General features: G+C 68.2%; 14 protein-coding genes. 5 read left to right on the forward strand and 9 right to left on the reverse strand.

The window, feature by feature from the left end; all coding sequences use genetic code 11:
- The first annotated feature begins 21 nt into the window (after window positions 1-21).
- Window positions 22-480, forward strand: coding sequence for a tRNA (cytidine(34)-2'-O)-methyltransferase (locus K6142_RS12530; protein WP_190244875.1), 459 nt, complete (start codon window positions 22-24; stop codon window positions 478-480).
- The gene (locus tag K6142_RS12535; RefSeq protein ID WP_223380867.1) at window positions 480-1,604 is read left to right on the forward strand and encodes a CobD/CbiB family cobalamin biosynthesis protein; all 1,125 of its coding nucleotides are present in this window, start codon (window positions 480-482) and stop codon (window positions 1,602-1,604) included. Before K6142_RS12530 ends, K6142_RS12535 begins: the two co-directional genes overlap by 1 nt.
- A 209-nt stretch (window positions 1,605-1,813) precedes the next feature.
- On the opposite strand, the gene K6142_RS12540 is transcribed toward K6142_RS12535, so the two are convergent.
- The 3 genes from K6142_RS12540 to K6142_RS12550 all read right to left on the reverse strand — a co-directional run bounded on the left by K6142_RS12540 (window position 1,814) and on the right by K6142_RS12550 (window position 5,096).
- Window positions 1,814-2,080: a DksA/TraR family C4-type zinc finger protein gene (locus tag K6142_RS12540; RefSeq protein ID WP_012611980.1), complete on the reverse strand. Its 267-nt coding sequence runs from the start codon at window positions 2,078-2,080 to the stop codon at window positions 1,814-1,816.
- A gap of 153 nt (window positions 2,081-2,233) precedes the next feature.
- Window positions 2,234-3,592, reverse strand: coding sequence for a hemolysin family protein (locus K6142_RS12545; RefSeq protein ID WP_190244973.1), 1,359 nt, complete (start codon window positions 3,590-3,592; stop codon window positions 2,234-2,236).
- A 238-nt stretch (window positions 3,593-3,830) separates the two neighbouring features.
- Window positions 3,831-5,096: an NAD(P)/FAD-dependent oxidoreductase gene (locus K6142_RS12550; RefSeq protein ID WP_190244972.1), complete on the reverse strand. Its 1,266-nt coding sequence runs from the start codon at window positions 5,094-5,096 to the stop codon at window positions 3,831-3,833.
- Window positions 5,097-5,548: 452 nt separating this feature from the next.
- On the opposite strand from K6142_RS12550, the gene K6142_RS12555 reads away from it, so the two are divergent.
- Window positions 5,549-6,541 carry a YheT family hydrolase gene (locus K6142_RS12555; RefSeq protein ID WP_190244971.1) on the forward strand — a complete coding sequence of 331 codons (993 nt, stop codon included), beginning with the start codon at window positions 5,549-5,551 and terminating at the stop codon, window positions 6,539-6,541.
- Window positions 6,542-6,763: 222 nt separating this feature from the next.
- Here the strand turns inward: K6142_RS12555 and K6142_RS12560 are convergent, their stop codons facing one another.
- The 5 genes from K6142_RS12560 to K6142_RS12580 all read right to left on the reverse strand — a co-directional run bounded on the left by K6142_RS12560 (window position 6,764) and on the right by K6142_RS12580 (window position 10,541).
- Entirely contained in the window at window positions 6,764-7,129 is a 366-nt protein-coding gene (locus K6142_RS12560) for a hypothetical protein (protein ID WP_012611976.1), read from the reverse strand.
- Between the two features lie 225 nt (window positions 7,130-7,354).
- The gene (locus K6142_RS12565; RefSeq protein WP_190244970.1) at window positions 7,355-7,927 is read right to left on the reverse strand and encodes a hypothetical protein; all 573 of its coding nucleotides are present in this window, start codon (window positions 7,925-7,927) and stop codon (window positions 7,355-7,357) included.
- The gene (locus K6142_RS12570) at window positions 7,920-9,818 is read right to left on the reverse strand and encodes a heme lyase CcmF/NrfE family subunit (protein ID WP_190244969.1); all 1,899 of its coding nucleotides are present in this window, start codon (window positions 9,816-9,818) and stop codon (window positions 7,920-7,922) included. The genes K6142_RS12565 and K6142_RS12570 overlap by 8 nt, the downstream gene beginning before the upstream one ends.
- Before the next feature lie 245 nt (window positions 9,819-10,063).
- The gene (locus K6142_RS12575; protein WP_190244968.1) at window positions 10,064-10,276 is read right to left on the reverse strand and encodes a hypothetical protein; all 213 of its coding nucleotides are present in this window, start codon (window positions 10,274-10,276) and stop codon (window positions 10,064-10,066) included.
- Window positions 10,277-10,304: 28 nt separating this feature from the next.
- Window positions 10,305-10,541 carry an SHOCT domain-containing protein gene (locus K6142_RS12580; protein ID WP_012611973.1) on the reverse strand — a complete coding sequence of 79 codons (237 nt, stop codon included), beginning with the start codon at window positions 10,539-10,541 and terminating at the stop codon, window positions 10,305-10,307.
- 294 nt (window positions 10,542-10,835) lie between these two features.
- Here K6142_RS12580 and K6142_RS12585 point away from each other — a divergent pair, with 294 nt between their 5' ends.
- The gene (locus tag K6142_RS12585; protein ID WP_190244967.1) at window positions 10,836-12,686 is read left to right on the forward strand and encodes an ATP-binding protein; all 1,851 of its coding nucleotides are present in this window, start codon (window positions 10,836-10,838) and stop codon (window positions 12,684-12,686) included.
- A gap of 7 nt (window positions 12,687-12,693) precedes the next feature.
- Window positions 12,694-14,064, forward strand: coding sequence for a sigma 54-interacting transcriptional regulator (locus tag K6142_RS12590; RefSeq protein WP_190244966.1), 1,371 nt, complete (start codon window positions 12,694-12,696; stop codon window positions 14,062-14,064).
- Between the two features lie 325 nt (window positions 14,065-14,389).
- On the opposite strand, the gene typA is transcribed toward K6142_RS12590, so the two are convergent.
- Window positions 14,390-16,228: a translational GTPase TypA gene (gene typA / locus K6142_RS12595; RefSeq protein ID WP_190244965.1), complete on the reverse strand. Its 1,839-nt coding sequence runs from the start codon at window positions 16,226-16,228 to the stop codon at window positions 14,390-14,392.
- Between the last annotated feature and the right edge of the window lie 80 nt (window positions 16,229-16,308).

Below are 16,308 nucleotides of genomic sequence, written 5' to 3' on the forward strand. Positions count from 1 at the left end.
TTTCAACATACAAGGCGTTACATGCACATCGTTTTGTACCATCCGGAAATTCCGCCCAACACGGGCAACGTGGCGCGGCTGTGCGCGGCCACGCGCACCCAGCTGCACCTCATCGAGCCGCTGGGCTTCAGCCTGGATGACCGCTACCTGAAGCGGGCCGGGCTGGACTACTGGCCGCACGTGAACCTTTCCGTGTGGCCGGACTGGCAGGCCTACCTTGACGGGCCGGGGCGCGAACGCCGCCTGGTCATGACCAGCGCCCGCGCGGGCGCGGCGGTCCACCGTTTCGACTTCACGGAGCGCGATGCCCTGGTGTTCGGGCCGGAGACCACCGGCCTGCCCGCAGAGGTGCTGGACGCCACGCCGCATCACGTGCGCATCCCCATCTGGGGCGAGGTGCGCAGCCTTAACCTGTCCACGGCCACGGGCATCGTGCTGTACCAGGCGCTGGCGCACACCGGGGCGCTGGAAGGCCGCTGATGGATTTCCTGTGGGGCGCGTGGGGGGCGTGGGGCCTGCTGGCCGTGCCGCCGCTGGCCCTGCTGCTGGACCTGTGGCTGGGCGACCCGCGCGGCCTGCCGCACCCGGTGTGCGGGGTGGGCCGCATGCTGCGCCGGGCGGAGGTCATGGCCCGCCGCCATGCCGATGGCCTGCCGGAAGGGGAACGCCCCGCCGCGCTGCGCCGGGCGGGCGTGCTTGCCGTCATGGTCGTGGCGGGGGGCGTTGCGCTTGCCGTGTGGGGGCTGGTGCGCCTGCCCGTGCTGGCCCCGTGGCCGGGCGCGCTCGCGGCCGTGTATTTCGCCTGGGCCGGGCTGGCCTTGGGCAGCCTGCTGCGCGAGGGGCGGTGCACCTTGCACGCCATCGAGCACGGGACGCTGGACGAGGCCCGCGCGGCGGTATCCATGCTGGTCAGCCGCGACACGGCGCAACTGGACCGCCCGGACCTGCGCCGCGCGCTGGCGGAAACGCTGGCAGAGAATTTCAACGACGGCTTCGTGGCCCCGCTGTTCTGGTTGCTGCTGGGCGGCCCCGCCGCGCTGTGGGGCTACAAGGCGGTGAGCACCATGGATTCCATGTGGGGTTACCGCACGGACCGATGGCGCGACCTTGGCCGGGCCTGCGCCCGGCTGGACGATGTGCTGGCGTGGCTGCCCGCGCGGCTGTCCGCGCTGTTCCTGTGGCTGTCGGCCCCGCTGGTCCTGACGGATAAGGGACCGGGCGGGGCGCGCGGGGGCTGGCAGGGCTTCGGCCCCATGGCCCGCGATGCCCGCAGCATGGAATCGCCCAACGCGGGGTGGCCCATGAGCGCCGCCGCGTGGCTGCATGGCGCGCCCATGGGCGGGCCTACTCCCTATTTTGGGGTGGTGAAGGACAAGCCGGTGCTGGGGCCGCGCCCGTCGTGGAATGTGGCCGGTTGCACTGTCGCGGATGCCAGCGGCACCGCCTCCACGTCTGCTCCCGTCCCTGCTCTCGCATCTGGCCCCGCCCCGACGTGGGATGCCGAACGGCTGCAAGGGCTGCTGCGCCATCTGCGCGTGGCCGGGCTGGCGGCGACGGGCTGCCTGTGGGCCGGGGCGCTGCTGCTGCGCGTGCTGGTGATGTAGCAGGCAGGACGGGATAGGGCGGAACTGGGCAGGACTGAACGGAACTGGGCAGGGCCGGGCTTGTCAGCACAGAGTCGGGTCGGGCAGGGCACCGGGCAAAAAGCCATCGGCCGGAAATGCAAAGGGAGGCGCTTCGCAAAGCTCCTCCCTTCCTTTTGGCATCGGCATCGATACCGGACGTGCTCCGTTCCCCGGCAGGGCAACTGCCGTCAGCGCAGCTGGCTGTCCTTGCTGCCCTTGCGGTTGTACAGCGAGACCGTCTGGCGGTCCCGGTCGGCCTCTTGCTGGCAGGACACGCACAGGCGCACACCGGGCAGGGCCTTACGCCGGGCTTCCGGAATGGGGTCGCCGCATTCCTCGCAAAAGTCCAGACCCGGTCCCTTGGGCAGGCTGTCGCGTGCCCGCTGCACCTCGTCGGCGATGGAGTCGCGTATCTGATCGTTGACGGCGTTGTCGCCCGCCCAGCCGGTGGCCATGGTGTCTCCCCGCGCGGGCGTTTCTCCCGCGCATGGACAGTCTGTAATGCCTGCTCCCGCGCTGGCAAGGGCTGGTGGCGCGCGGGAAGTGAAGGAAGCCGCACGGGCCCCCACCCGGCGGCGTGGACCGCCCGCGCTGCGGGCAACGGGTCGCTACGGCGCGTCGTCGCCCACGTCGTCGGCGCGTTCCGGATCGGGGATTACCAGCACGCGGTCGATGCGGCGGCCATCCATGTCCACGATCTCGAAGCGGTGGCCGCGCCAGCGCAGGGCATCGCCCATGGCGGGCATGCGCCCCAGCCGGTGCAGCATGAACCCGGCCAGGGTTTCGTAGGAGCCGGGCCGGTCGTCGGGATCCTCCGCAGCGCCCAGCCCCGCCAGCGAGCACATCTCGTCGAAGGGCAGCAACCCGTCCAGCAGCCAGCTGCCGTCCTCGCGGCGCACCGCCGCCGGGTCTGGGGCGCCGCCTTCGTCGGGCAGTTCGCCCACCACGGCTTCCAGCACGTCGTTGGGGGTGACCACCCCCTGCACCTCGCCGTATTCGTCCACTACAAGGGCGAAGGGCAGGCCTTCGGAGTGGCGGAACAGGTCCAGCAGGGTCAGGGCGCGGGCCGTTTCGGGGATGTACAGGGGCTGCCGGATGAAGCCGTCCACGGGAATGTCCGGGGTGACCAGCCGCGCGGCCAGGAAGTCGCGCGCCTTCAGCACCCCTGTGGCGGCGGCGATGTCGCCCCGCGCCACGGGAAAGCAGGAATGGGACGACTGCGCGATGCGCTGCATGTTCTCCGCGTCGGGCATGTCCAGGTCCAGCCATTCCACCTGCGAGCGGTGGGTCATCAGCGACCCCGCCCGCCGGTCTCCCAGCCGGAAGATGCGTTCCAGCATGTCGCGCTCGGCGTGTTCCACCACGCCGGATGCCGCGCCTTCGCCGATGAGCCCCCGGATGTCCTCTTCCGTCACGGCCCTGTCGCCGCCCTCGGGCAGGCGCAGCAGGCGCGAGGCCGCGCGCGACGAGGCGCTGAGCAGGTGCACCAGCGGCAGGGCCAGGCGCAGCATTAGCGCCATGACCGGCGCGGTGCGGCGGGCGCAGGCCTCCGGGTTGCCGAAGGCCATGCGCTTGGGCACCAGTTCGCCAAGAATCAGGGTGAAATAGGTGATGAGCAGGATCACCAGGCCGAAGCCCAGCGGGCCGCTGTAGGGGCGCAGCACGTCCACGCGGGCCAGCGCGGCGGAAAGGTGCTCGGCCAGCGCGGCGCCGCCGTAGGCACCGGTAAGGATGCCCACCAGGGTGATGCCGATCTGCACTGTGGAGAACAGCCTGTCGGGCTCGCGCAGCAGGCGCAGGGCCGTGGCCGCGCCCTTGACGCCGCGTTCCGCGTCCTGGCGCAGTCGCACCTTGCGCGAGGCCACCAGCGACATTTCCGCCAGCGAAAAGAACCCGTTGATCAGGATGAGCAGGAGAATGACGCCTGCCTCGAAGTAGATGGAGCCGGATGTGCCTGTGTCGTCCATGGGGGTGTGTGGTGTGCGTGGGCGCGCTGCGCCAGGTGGGCCGGGCGGGCCGGGCGTGTGTGGTGGCCACCGGAAGGGCCTGTGGAGTGGGGGCGCGTGTCATGTCCGGTCTTCGTCATCGGACCGCGCACGTGTCATTCCATGATGTTAGGACGCGGATGCCCCGCAGGCAAGGGCACAGGGGGGAAAATCGTGCAAATGCCGCGCAAGGGGGAGGGCGCAGGGGCGGCGGCGGGGGCTACGCAACCTCGCCCGCAGCCTTGCCGCTGGCCCACGCCCAGTGCAGGTTGTAGCCGCCAAGCTGCCCGGTGACGTCCAGCACCTCTCCGGTGAAGAACAGGCCGGGGCGCAACGCGCTTTCCATGCTGCGCGAGGAAATCTGGTCAACGCGCACGCCGCCAGCCGCCGCTTCCGCCTTGCGCATGCCCTCGGTGCCCGTGGGCACGGCGGAGTGGGCGTGCACGGCCTGGTGCAGGTCGGCGCGGGCGGCCCTGGACAGTTCCGCGATCTTGCGTCCGGCCAGATCGGGCCCCACCAGCCGTTCCGCCAGCCGGTCGGGCAGCAGGCGACCGAGCAGGGTGCGCACCAGCAGTTTGCCGTGTTCCGGGGCGCGCAGCCGTTCGTCCAGGCTTTCGCCGGGCAGGAAGTCTATCTCCACCGGCTGGCCGGGCTGCCAGTGGCAGGAGGCCTGCAAGGTCGCCGGGCCGCTGATGCCCCGGTGGGTGAACAGCAGGGGCAGGGTGAACGCCGCCCCTGCCGTGGTCACGCGGGCGGGCAGGGCAATGCCCGCAAGGCCGTGCAGCGGCCACTGCGGGGCCATGACCAGTGGCACCAGCACCGGGCGCGGCGGCGCCACCGCGTGGCCGAACTGGCGGGCGAGGCGATGGCCCATGTCCGTGGCCCCTATCTGCGGCCAGGCCGCGCTGCCCGTGGCCACCACCAGCGATGCGGCGCGCAGCCGGGTGGTCTTGCCGGGGGCGTCAGGCGTGCCGCCGTTCGCGCTTCCGGGCGTGCCGCCTTGCGTGTCGGCGTTTCCATCGGCGGCAGCGGCCTGCGCCGGGGCGATGGTCACCACGAAGGCGTCACCGTCGTGCTCCACCCCTTCCACGCGCTGGCCCAGCAGAAAGCGGCAGCCCGATGCGCGGCAACGCTGTTCCAGCAGGTCGGCCACGTCGTCGGCGGAGCGCAGGCAGAACAGTTGCCCGTGTTCGCGTTCTTCCCAGGCGATGGCGTTTTCGGAAACCAGGCTGACCATGTCCCACGGGGTGAACCGGGCCAGGGCGGACTTGGGGAAGTGGGGGTTGCCGCCCACGTAGTGCCGGGCGTGCATTTCCAGGTTGGTGAAGTTGCACTTGCCGCCCCCGGCGATGCGCACCTTGCGTCCGGTGGCGCGGGCGTGGTCCACCAGCGTCACGCGGCGGCCCCGCGCGGCGGCGGTCATGGCGCAGAACAGGCCGGAGGCTCCGGCCCCCAGAATCAGCACGTCGGTATCGGTGCGGGTCACGTGGTGTGGTGTGCCGGGATGCGCCCGGCGCCGCCAGAAGGTTGGGAGATGGCGCGGAATGCGCCCGTGGCGGCACTCCTACCCGAGGCCGCGCCGCTTGTCACCCCGCGTGGCAGGGGATGATGCGTGTACCCTGTTGCCCCCTCAGTCTGCCAATTCGGCCATTCGGGCAAGTCCGCCCATTCGGGCAAGTCCGCCCATTCGGGCAAGTCCGCCCGGTCCGGTCCGGCTATCCGCCCTGTCGGCCTGTCGTCAGGATCACCGTATTCGCCCTTCGCACTGGTGCGCAGCCGCCCATCGACAGCCGTGGCCGGGTGCCGTATGGTCGCGCTCCGCGTCCGTGCGGGTGCCGCCAATTCGACCGCCAGCAGGCTTCACGCGCCCTTTCCGCGCAAAGATTCCCCCTCGAAATTCCCCCGAAAGCTCCCCCGAAGCTCCAAGGATCGCCGCCCATGCCCGTCTCCTTCGCCTCCAGCTACCGCGCGCCGTTCTTCCTGCGCAACGGGCACGCGCAGACCATCTTTCCCGTGCTGTTCCGCCCCCGCCCGGAGGTGGAGCAGCGCCGCGAACGGCTGCATCTGCCCGACGACTTCATCGACCTGGACCTGACCTCCGCCGATCCCTTTGCCCCGTTCCGGGGCGTGGTCGTCATCTCGCACGGGCTGGAAGGCAATTCGCGCCGCCGCTACGTGCAGGGCATGGCCAGTGCTCTGGCCGCCAACGGCTGGGACGTGGTGGCCCGCAACTTCCGGGGCTGCGGTGGCGAAACCAACCGCCAGCCGCACATGTACCACAGCGGCGAGACGAATGACCTGCACGCCACCGTGCAGTTCTGCCTAGCGCGGGGCTACCGGCGCATCGCGCTGGTGGGCTTCAGCATGGGCGGCAACCAGACCCTGAAGTATCTGGGCGAGAACCCCGACCGCGTGCCGCCCGAGGTGATGGGCGCGGCGGCCTTTTCCGTGCCGTGCGACCTGGTGGGCGCGGCGGCCGTGCTGGACCGGCCCGCCAACCGCATCTACATGGAATACTTCCTGCGCTCGCTGCGGGTGAAGATGCGCGAAAAGGCTGCCCTGTTCCCCGGGCGGTTCGACCTGACCGGGCTGGACGCCATGCGCACCTTTGCGGAGTTCGACGAGCGGTTCACCGCGCCGCTGCACGGCTTTGCCTCGGCCATGGACTACTGGACGCGCAGCGGCTGCCTGTCGGTGCTGCACGCCATCCGGGTGCCCACCCTGCTGGTCAACGCCTGCGACGACCCCTTCCTTTCGCAGGGCTGCTTCCCCGAGGCAGAGGCGGCGCGCAACCCGGCGCTGCATCTGGAAATGCCGCGCGACGGCGGCCACGTGGGCTTCGTGACCCTGAACGGCGACAACCGCTACTGGTCCGAGGCGCGGGCGGCGGACTTTCTGGGGGGGCTGGGCGCGGAGCCGGTAGGGCATTGAGCGGAACCGTCGAAACGACGGGCGCTCACCATCCTTTTTCCATTCCGTGAACATGACGCGACGACGGGACGATGCACGCGCATCGTTCCGTCGTCGTTGCGTTCCGGGCGAAAGCGGAAGATTCGGCGGGATGGGCGGACGCGGGGCGTCCCGGCGGGGCAGGTCGTCAGTACGCCAGTCAGCGGGCCAACCGGTGCGCCAACCGGTACGCCAGTCGGCCCACTAGTTGAGCCGCTTGTTGTGCTCGGGCATGACGGCCAGCAGGGTGTCCTTGTCCAGCGCCTCGGAGCGGGCCAGCAGGCTCTGGCCGCGCAGGGCGGAGGCCCCGATGCGCCGCATCACCGACTGGTAGGCGGGGTGGGCCCGGTCGGGCAGGTTGTCCAGAAAGCCGTGGCGGTTCATCAGGGTCAGCAGGCTGCGCACCGCTTCGGCCATTTCGGCCATCTCGGCGCACAGGTCGGCGCGCAGATCCATGTCCAGCGCGGGCTTGGTGCCGTCGGTACGGGTGGCCTCGCCAAGGCGGCGGAGCATGTCCTGGTCTTCGTTGGTCAGGTTTTCAGCGGCCTGGCGCATGATGTTTTCTTTCATGAGTGTGCCTCCTTGGCTTGGAATAGCCGAAGCAGGAAGCATGCCATGCATCCATCATGGCATATTTGCAGTGTTTTTTTGTTGCCGCGTCAGTTTTTGGACGAAAGGAAGGACTCGGGCGCGGCAACCTGCGCGGCTGTCGGCGGCATGTTCCTGCGCGACCCCGTGCGGCCCTTGCTATCCGGCGCGGCGGTCCCCCACGGGGCCGCCGCGCCGGGCGCGTTGTCATTTCAGGCTGGCGAGTTCCTTGTTGATTTCGGCCAGCAGCCCCTTGTCCTTGGGCTGCGCCGCCAGCGCCTTTTGCAGGTGTTCGCGCGCCAGGTCCGGCGCGTTCTTTTCGTATTTCTGGATCATGGCCGTGTAATAGTGGGCCACGGCCGATCCGGGCGTCAGCCTGATGATGGCCGCATAGTCGGCCAGGGCGTCATCGAACCGTTGCAGTTCCAGCAGGCCGTGTGCCCTGTGGTAGTAGGCGTCGTCGTCGCCCGCATCGAGTTCGATGACCTTGCCCCAGAAGGTCACGGCGTTGGGCCAGTCCTTGGCCCGGCTGAACAGTTCCCCCAGCTTGGAAAGCGATTCCGCATCACCGGGGTTTTGTTGCACCTTTTGCATCAGGGCCGCGATTTCGCCCGCGTCGGCGCCGGCCTGTCTGGCTTTTGCCGCTTCCTGCCGCCCCGGCCCGGTGGGCCCGCGCAGAAAGGCTGTCAGGAACGTGGCGGCCACGGACAGCGCCACCAGCATGATGACGATTTTTCGCGCATGCAGCGCGTGCACGGCGGTACCTTCCGTATTACGCATCGGAGCCCTCCTGCGGCGCGCCTCGGCGGCGCAGGGCAAAGAACGGCAGCAGGCAGATGGCCAGGCTGCCTATCCACACCCAGTTGACCATGGGGTTGATGTTCACCTTCAGCGGGGTAACCCGGTCACCGTCAAGGTCGTGGATGGTGGCGTACAGTTCCTCGCCCAGGCTGAACAGGATGGAAACCTCGCTGCTGGGGTGGCTGAAGTTGCGGTACACGCGGCTCTGCGGGGTAAGCTGTCCCACGGGTTTGCCGTCCTTGCTCACCGATATGACCGCCTCGTCGATGGCCATTTCCGGCGTTTCGCGCTGGCGTTTTTCCACGTAGACGAAGTCGTAGCCGCCGAAGGAAAACTTTTCTCCGGGCGACAGCGGGGCTTCGTGGCTCTTCTGGAACGGGCCGGACACAGCCACGCCAAGGACGATGACCGCAAAGGCCAGGTGCGAGCCGTGGCTGCCCATGAACCAGCGGGTGCGGGCGGCGCCGGGGTTCCGCAGGGCCAGCAGGATGCACGAGACGGTCACGGCGGCGGCAGAGGCCACGCCCGCCGCCGACAGCAGGGGTTGCACCCCGCCCCACCAGCCTACGGCCACGATACCGGCCCACGTGCCGGCCACGGCCAGCAGCGCGCCGGGCTGGCGCACCCCGCCGGTCCAGCCCAGCCACGGCGCCACGGCCAGCAGCATGGCCATGGCCGTGAACAGGGGCAGGCAGATGGTGTTGTAGAAGCCCTGGTTCACCCCGACGGGGTTGGCCTGCCACAGTTGGCTTATCACCGGCCAGATGGTGCCCAGCAGCACCACGCTTCCCAGGGCGGAAAGCAGCCAGACCAGCAATACCACCGCGCCACGCCTGCTGGCGGGGCCGGGAGTTTCGCCGCCCTTGCCGGGCCGGGGCGCCACGCCCAGCACGGCCAGCGTGATGACGATGCCGGCAAGCATGGCCAGCAGCAGCGGCCCGCCCACGCCGCCACCGCCGAAGGCGTGCAGCGATTCCACCACCCCGCTGCGTACCAGGTACGTGGCGAAAAGGCACAGCAGCAGGTTGAGGCAGGCCAGGAATACGTTGGTGCGGCGCAAATCGCCCAGCCGCCGTTCCACGAGCATGGTGTGCAGCAACGCCGTGGCCGAGAACCACGGGATCAGCGAGGCGTTTTCCACCGGGTCCCACGCCCAGTAGCCGCCCCAGCCCAGTTCCATGTACGCCCACCAGCCGCCCAGCAGTATGCCGGCGGTCAGCAGCACCCACGAGGCGATGTTCCAGTTGTGCGCGACGTCTATCCAGCGCTTGCGCTCTTCGGACATGACGGACGCCAGCGCCAGGCAGGCGGGAATGGCGAAGCCCGCATACCCCGCGAACAGCAGCGGCGGGTGCAGGATCATGCCGATGCTGCGCAGCAGCGGGTTCAGCCCCTGCCCGTCCGGCGGAGGACTGGCGTTGATGACGAACGGGTTGTTGGGTCCGGTGAGCAACAGCAGGAAGAACGCCAGCAGCGGCAGGAAGAACAGCCAGAAGTGGGTGCGCGTGCGGGGTGCAAGGCCTTGGTAGGCGCCGGAAAACATGAACAGCAGCCCGGCAACGGCCATGCACAGCGCCCAGAACAGCAGCGAGCCCGCCTGCCCGGCCCAGAACGCGGTGATGGTATAGAACAGGGGCAGGGTGCTGTCCGTGTACTGGGCCACGTAGGCCAGCGAAAAGTCCCGCCCCAGCAGTGCCCGCAGCAATACGGCAGAGGAGAGGATAACCAGTGACGTTGCGCCAAGGTATGTCCGCTCCAGCCATGGCAGGGCGCGGTCCCTGCCGTGCCATGCCTCCAGGCAGGCTAAACCCGCCGCCAGGACGACGAGAAGCAGGGCGATGAGCATCGCCCCGTTGGCCATGAGATACATCCATCCTCCAATGTCCGGAACAGCCCGGACATGCTGAAGGCGGAACGCGATGCGCCCCGCCGTTTACCGTCGTCCCGCCGTTTACCGTCGTCCCGCAGGTCTGCCGGGCCGTGTGCCATGCCTGATGAGGAACGTTGTCCGCATGCGGATTCCCCTTCCTTCACCCGTCCCTGCCGCACCATGCGGCAGGGGCGGGCGGAAGGCGTGGTGGGAAATCCGAAGGCGGCATGTCCGCAATGCGACCGTCAGCCGCAGCGGGTATGCGGGCCTGAAGGAGGGGCGACGGCATGGTTTCCGTCCGCCGGGGCCTCCAGGACCGTCACGGAAAGGGCCACGCTTGTGCGGTCGTGCGTGGCGTCCGGGTCATGCGCGGCGCCAAGGTCGCCAAGAGTCAGCGCGGCAGCCATGGCCGCGCTGATGGCCATGGCCGCCGCGACGTTTCCGAGGCATTCGATCATCTGTGTTCACGGGGTCCGTCGGCGGGCATTAAAAGGCGCCCTTCAAGGTGTTGTATTCCTCCAGGGTTATTTCCCCACGCGCCAGCCGACGGTTCAGGATGTCCATGGAATCGTTCCGATCCGCCCGGCAGTCTGCGGCACGGCGGCTTCTGGCCACGAAAAGGCATGCCAGGGCCACCAGCGCGATGCCCGCCACGACAAGCGACGAATCAACGTGCAGGTTGTGCCAGAAGGCCCCAGAAAAATGGTGCGGGTATCCGGACATGGGTGTCACCTCCGTCCTGCCTGTTGCAGGGGTGCGTGCCGCGTGCGCACGGCATGGATGTTGCGGACGAGCCACAGGCCCGCCGCCAGCGGCGTCGCCTGCTGGCGGTTTGGCTAAGGCAGGAGTCGTGCCAGCGTGTGCGTTGAATTTTAACATCATGAAATGAAAAAGAATTATGAACAGCCTGCCAGGTGGCCGCAGTTCAGCCGCCCCGGCGGCATGGGTAATTCGGTTACGGGTGGGTTGGATGGTGTGGGTAAAAAGGTTACATATCCCCGCCGACAGGAGGAACCGATGGTATTGAACCCCGACATGCCCGACCGCAAGGGCGCGGCATCTCGCCTTTCGCCGTGGCTGGTGGTGGGCATGGCCATGATTCTGGCGCTGGCCGTGGTGGTCCTTGCGGTGCGCAACACCCAGCGTGAGCGACGGCACATGTCGCAGAATCTCATGGACCGGGCGGAAGCGCTGATCTGGGCGCTGGAGGCGGGCACGCGGATCTGGATGGGCAAGAGCGGGGGCGGGCAGCATTTGCAGGCCCTGCTGGCGGAAACCGCCAGGCAGCCGGGCATCGCCTACATGGCCGTGGTGGACGGGCGCGGCGTCATCATCGCCCACAGCAACAGGGACAGCATAGGGCAGCCCCTGCACGCGGCGGAGGACGGCGGCATTCCCGCAACCACGCAGGAGAGGCAGTGGCGCACCATTGAAACCCCTTCCGGCAAGGTTTTCGAGGTGTACAAGGTGTTCTCGCCGTCCCTGCCGCTGCTGCATGATGCCGGGCACGCCCCCGGCTCCAGTTGCACGGACGGTGGCGGGTCTTCTCCGCCAACCCCTTCGGGATATGGCGAAAGTGGGGCGGAACGGCACGACATCTTCGTGGGGCTTGCCGTGGCGCCGTTCGAGGAGGCGCTGACGGAAGACCTGCGCAATGCGGCCATGTTCGCCCTGCTGGTGGTCACGCTTGGCTTCGGGGGATTCATCTCGCTGTTCTGGGCGCAGAACTACCGGCTGTCGCGCAGGCTGCTGCGGGATACGCGGGCGTTCGCGACGGAGGTTGTCACCCAGCTTCCCGTGGGTCTGCTGGTCACTGACGGGGATGACGCCATCACCATGGCCAACGCCTCGGTGGCGGCCATGCTGGGGCAGAAGCAGGAGCGGCTGGAAGGTTCCCCCCTGGGCGGCAGGTGGGGCGTGGACTGGCGTGGGGCCTGCGACGACCTTGCCGCGGGAAAGCCCGTCATGGAGCGGGAATGCGAACTGGTGGCGGAGGACGGAAGGGTGGTCCCCGCAAGCCTCAGCGCCTCGCGCATCGTCAATGAAGACGGCGAATTCCTGGGCCACCTGTTCATCCTGCGCAACCTGGAGGAAGTGAAGCGCCTGCAAGACCAGTTGCGGCGCAACGAACGGCTGTCCGCGCTGGGCAACCTGGCTGCGGGCGTGGCCCACGAGATCCGCAACCCCCTCAGTTCCATCAAGGGCTTCGCCACCTATCTCGCGGGGCGGCTTCAGGACGACGGCAAGGGCAGGGATGCGGCCCGGCTCGTCGTGCAGGAGGTGGACCGGCTGAACCGCGTGGTCTGCGAACTGCTGGAGTTCGCCCGTCCCGGCGTGCCGGACCTGCGTGAGGTGCACGTGGACACGGTCATCGAGCGGTCCGTGCGACTGGCCGCAACCGATGCGGCGGCACGGGGCGTGGATTTGCGCTGCGAGCCGGGCCCCGCGCTGCCTTTGGCCTTCCTGGATGCGGAGCGGTTCACCCAGGCCCTGCTGAACCTGTTGCTGAACGCGGTGGAGGCCACGCCGCCGGGCGGAAGCGTGGAGGTGCGCGCCGCCGCCCGGTCGGAAAAAGGGCCGGAAAAAGGGCCGGAAAAAAGGGCGGAGAGGGGGCCGGGCGGCAAGCCGGATGCAGGGCCCCGCGCATGGCTGGACGTTCAGGTGGCCGACACCGGACGGGGCATGTCGCCAGACGTGCTGAAGGAGATATTCAACCCCTATTTCACCACCAAGCCCTCCGGAACGGGATTGGGGCTGGCCATCGTGCACGGGGTGGTGGAAGCGCACGGCGGGTCCATAAAGGTCGAGAGCCAGCCGGACAGGGGAACCACCGTGACCATATCGCTGCCGCTGCGGCGGCCTGCATGAGGAAGGCATGACCAGAACATCCGGCACGCGGCTGCTGGTGGTGGACGACGACGCCACGCACCGCGGCATGTTGCAGACCCTGCTGGCCGACTGGGGCTACCGCACCGAATGCGCCGGTGACGGCGAAACCGCCGTCACCCTGTGCAGGGAAGCCCCGTTCGACCTCATCCTGATGGACCTGCGCATGGGCGTGCTGTCCGGCATCGGCGCGCTGCGGGAAATAAGGGCCTACAACCCGGCCATCCCCATCCTGATAATGACGGCATATTCCAACGTGGAGTCCGCCGTGGACGCCATCAGGTCCGGGGCCTACGACTACCTGACCAAGCCGCTGGACTTCGAGGAACTGCGCCTGACGCTGGAACGCGCGCTGGACCACGCCGCCCTGCGCGACGAGAACGCCGCGCTCAAGACCACGCTGGCCGCATCGTTCGATCCGGCGGGCATCATCGGGCAAAGCCAGTCCATGCACCGGCTGATGGACATGATGGCCTCCATCGCGCCATCGGAAGCCACGGTGCTGGTCACGGGCGAGTCCGGCACCGGCAAGGAACTCATCGCGCGGGCCATCCACGCCAACAGCCAGCGGCGGCATGGCCCTTACGTGACGGTGAACTGCGCGGCCCTGACGGAAACGCTGCTGGAATCCGAGTTGTTCGGGCACGAGAAGGGCGCGTTCACCGGTGCGGAAAAACGGCGCGAGGGGCGCTTTCAGTCTGCGGACAAGGGGACCATCTTCCTCGACGAGATAGGCGAGACCTCGCTGCCCATGCAGGCCAAGCTGTTGCGCGCCATTCAGGAGCGCGAGATACAGCGCGTGGGCAGCGACCAGACGCTTCGGGTGGACGTGCGCATCATCGCCGCCACCAATCGCGACCTGAGGGCAGAGGTGGAAGCGGGGCGCTTCAGGCAGGACCTGTACTACCGGCTCAACGTGGTCACCCTGCACGTTCCGCCCCTGCGCGAACGGGTGGAGGACATCCCGCTGCTTGCGGGGCACTTCTTGCGCAGGTTCACCGAAAAGAACGGCAAACGGGTGAAGGGCTTCACGCCGCAGGCCATGGACAGGTTGCTCAAGCACGACTGGCCGGGCAACGTGCGCGAACTGGAGAATGCCGCGGAGCGTGCCGTGGTGCTGCTGGTGGGGGAATACATCAGCGAACGGGAACTGCCCCACGCCATCGCGGGGGAAGATGGGGACGCGACGTGCGCGGTGCCCCGGTTCAATGGCATGACGCTGGAGGAAATCGAGCGGGCGGCCATACTGGACGCCATGGACGTCTCGGAAGGCAACAAGAGCGAGGCCGCCCGGCGGCTGGGGATTACCCGCAAGACCCTGCATGCCAAGCTGAACCGCTACGCCGACGACGAACAGTGACGCAGGGGGGCGGGGTGTCGGCCCGTTCGGCGACCCGTTTGGCGACCCGTTTGGCGACCCGTTTGGCGACCCGTTGGCAGGATGGTCCGGCGGCCTGCTGGCTGGCTTGCCCGTGCGATTGTCCGGCGGCTTGCCCGGGGCCTTGTCCGGTGTCTTGTTGGCGCTCCGTTGGCCAGCTTGCCCGGCGCACCTGCCCCCGGCGCGCTGCCGCCAGCAACGCAAAGGCGGCCGGAACCCTTTCGGATTCCGGCCGCCGTGCCTTTCGATGAACATGTCGCCCGGCTGTGCGCCGCGCGGCCACGCCTTCTCTCTGCGTGCCTTTCGGCTACTTGCTCTTCTTTTTGGCGGCTTCCATCTGGTAACGCTTCTGGGCGGCCAGGATGGTCTTGCGCAGACGGATGGACAGGGGGGTCACCTCCACCATTTCGTCCTCGCGCACGAAGTGCAGGGCGCGCTCCAGGGTCATGGGCCGCACGGGGGTAAGGATGACGTTCTCGTCCTTGCCCGAGGCGCGCATGTTGGTGAGCTTCTTTTCCTTGGTGGGGTTCACGTCGATGTCGTTTTCGCGGTTGTGCTCACCGCAGATCAGCCCTTCGTACACCGGGTCGCCGGGCACGCAGAACATTTCGCCGCGCGGCTCCAGGTTGAACAGGGCGTAGGCCACGGCGTTGCCCGAACGGTCGGACACCAGCGAACCGGTGAACCGGGTGGGGAAGTCGCCGCGATACGGCTCGTACCCTTCAAGGTACGAGTTCATGATGCCGGTGCCCTTGGTGTCGGTAAGGAATTCGTCGCGGTAGCCGATGAGCCCGCGCGAGGGCACGGAAAACTCCAGCCGCACGCGGCCCGTGCCGTTGTTGGCGCAGTTGGTCATGCGGCCCTTGCGGATGGACAGCTTTTCGGTGACCACGCCCATGAACACCTCGTCGCAGTCCACGTACAGGTGCTCGATGGGCTCCAGGCGCTCGCCGTCCTTCTCGCGCATGATGACTTCCGGACGGCCCACGCACAGCTCGAAGCCTTCACGGCGCATGGTTTCGATAAGGATGGCCATCTGGAATTCGCCGCGGCCCTTCACGATGAAGCTGTCACGCTCCTCGGAATCTTCCACGCGGATGGCCACGTTGGACAGCGCTTCGCGCAGCAGGCGTTCGCGGATCTTGCTGGACTGCACCAGCTTGCCTTCGCGGCCCGCCAGAGGCGAGGTGTTGATGGTGAAGCGCATGGCCACGGTGGGCTCGTCCACACGGATGCGGGGCAGGGCGCGCGGGGCTTCGCGGGTGCAGATGGTGTCGCCGATCTTCACGTTCTCGATGCCCGCCACCACCACGATGTCGCCGGGGTCGGCCTCGTCGGCGTCGCGCAGTTGCAGCCCTTCGTAGACTTGCAGGCGGGTGACGCGCAGGGGGTTTTCCTTGCCGTCCTCGTCGATGCAGACCAGGCTGTCCTTGGCCTTGACCGAGCCGTGGAACACGCGGCCCACGGCCATGCGGCCCAGGTAGTCGGAGTAGGCAAGGTCGGCCACCAGCATCTGGAAGGGTTCCGCCGGGTCGTACATGGGACCGGGCATTTCCTTGACGATGGTTTCGAACAGCGGCGAAAGGTCCACCTGCTCGTCCTCAAGGCCGTGCATGGCCACGCCTTCGCGGCCAATGGCGTACAGCACGGGAAATTCCAGCTGCTGTTCGTTGGCGTCCAGGTCGATGAACAGGTCGTAGATTTCGTTCAGCACTTCCTGCGGGCGGGCGTCCTTGCGGTCGATCTTGTTGACCACCACGACCACCTTCAGGCCTGCTTCCAGCGTCTTGCGCAGCACGAAGCGGGTCTGGGGCAGGGGGCCTTCCGAGGCGTCCACCAGCAGGATGGCGCCGCTGGCCATGGACAGGGCACGCTCCACCTCGCCGCCGAAGTCGGCGTGGCCGGGGGTGTCGATGATGTTGATCTTCACGCCCTGCCACGACACGGCGCAGTTCTTGGCGGCAATGGTGATGCCGCGCTCGCGTTCCAGGTCCATGCGGTCCATGACGCGGTCGTCCATCTGCTGGTCGGCGCGAAACACGCCGCTCTGGCGAAACAGGGCGTCCACGAGGGTGGTCTTGCCGTGGTCAACGTGGGCGATGATGGCGACGTTGCGCAACCTGTCGTTGTGCACTGCGGTGCTCAAGGGAGATTCTCCTGGCGGGATGGGCTTCGGCCACGGGCGGGGCAGGGCCTCTGGCCCGGCGCGGCTGGTGGCTTGTGGGG

Origin of the sequence: Nitratidesulfovibrio sp. SRB-5 (assembly GCF_019931275.1) — a bacterium.
GTDB lineage: Bacteria > Desulfobacterota > Desulfovibrionia > Desulfovibrionales > Desulfovibrionaceae > Cupidesulfovibrio.

Bases quoted from the DNA above. Each gene is read 5' to 3' on its own strand.
- K6142_RS12530 (WP_190244875.1), top strand. From the start codon at position 22: ATGCACATCGTTTTGTACCATCCGGAAATTCCGCCCAACACGGGCAAC.
- K6142_RS12535 (WP_223380867.1), top strand. From the start codon at position 480: ATGGATTTCCTGTGGGGCGCGTGGGGGGCGTGGGGCCTGCTGGCCGTG.
- K6142_RS12540 (WP_012611980.1), bottom strand. From the start codon at position 2,080: ATGGCCACCGGCTGGGCGGGCGACAACGCCGTCAACGATCAGATACGC.
- K6142_RS12545 (WP_190244973.1), bottom strand. From the start codon at position 3,592: ATGGACGACACAGGCACATCCGGCTCCATCTACTTCGAGGCAGGCGTC.
- K6142_RS12555 (WP_190244971.1), top strand. From the start codon at position 5,549: ATGCCCGTCTCCTTCGCCTCCAGCTACCGCGCGCCGTTCTTCCTGCGC.
- K6142_RS12560 (WP_012611976.1), bottom strand. From the start codon at position 7,129: ATGAAAGAAAACATCATGCGCCAGGCCGCTGAAAACCTGACCAACGAA.
- K6142_RS12565 (WP_190244970.1), bottom strand. From the start codon at position 7,927: ATGCGTAATACGGAAGGTACCGCCGTGCACGCGCTGCATGCGCGAAAA.
- K6142_RS12570 (WP_190244969.1), bottom strand. From the start codon at position 9,818: ATGTATCTCATGGCCAACGGGGCGATGCTCATCGCCCTGCTTCTCGTC.
- K6142_RS12575 (WP_190244968.1), bottom strand. From the start codon at position 10,276: ATGATCGAATGCCTCGGAAACGTCGCGGCGGCCATGGCCATCAGCGCG.
- K6142_RS12580 (WP_012611973.1), bottom strand. From the start codon at position 10,541: ATGTCCGGATACCCGCACCATTTTTCTGGGGCCTTCTGGCACAACCTG.
- K6142_RS12585 (WP_190244967.1), top strand. From the start codon at position 10,836: ATGGTATTGAACCCCGACATGCCCGACCGCAAGGGCGCGGCATCTCGC.
- K6142_RS12590 (WP_190244966.1), top strand. From the start codon at position 12,694: ATGACCAGAACATCCGGCACGCGGCTGCTGGTGGTGGACGACGACGCC.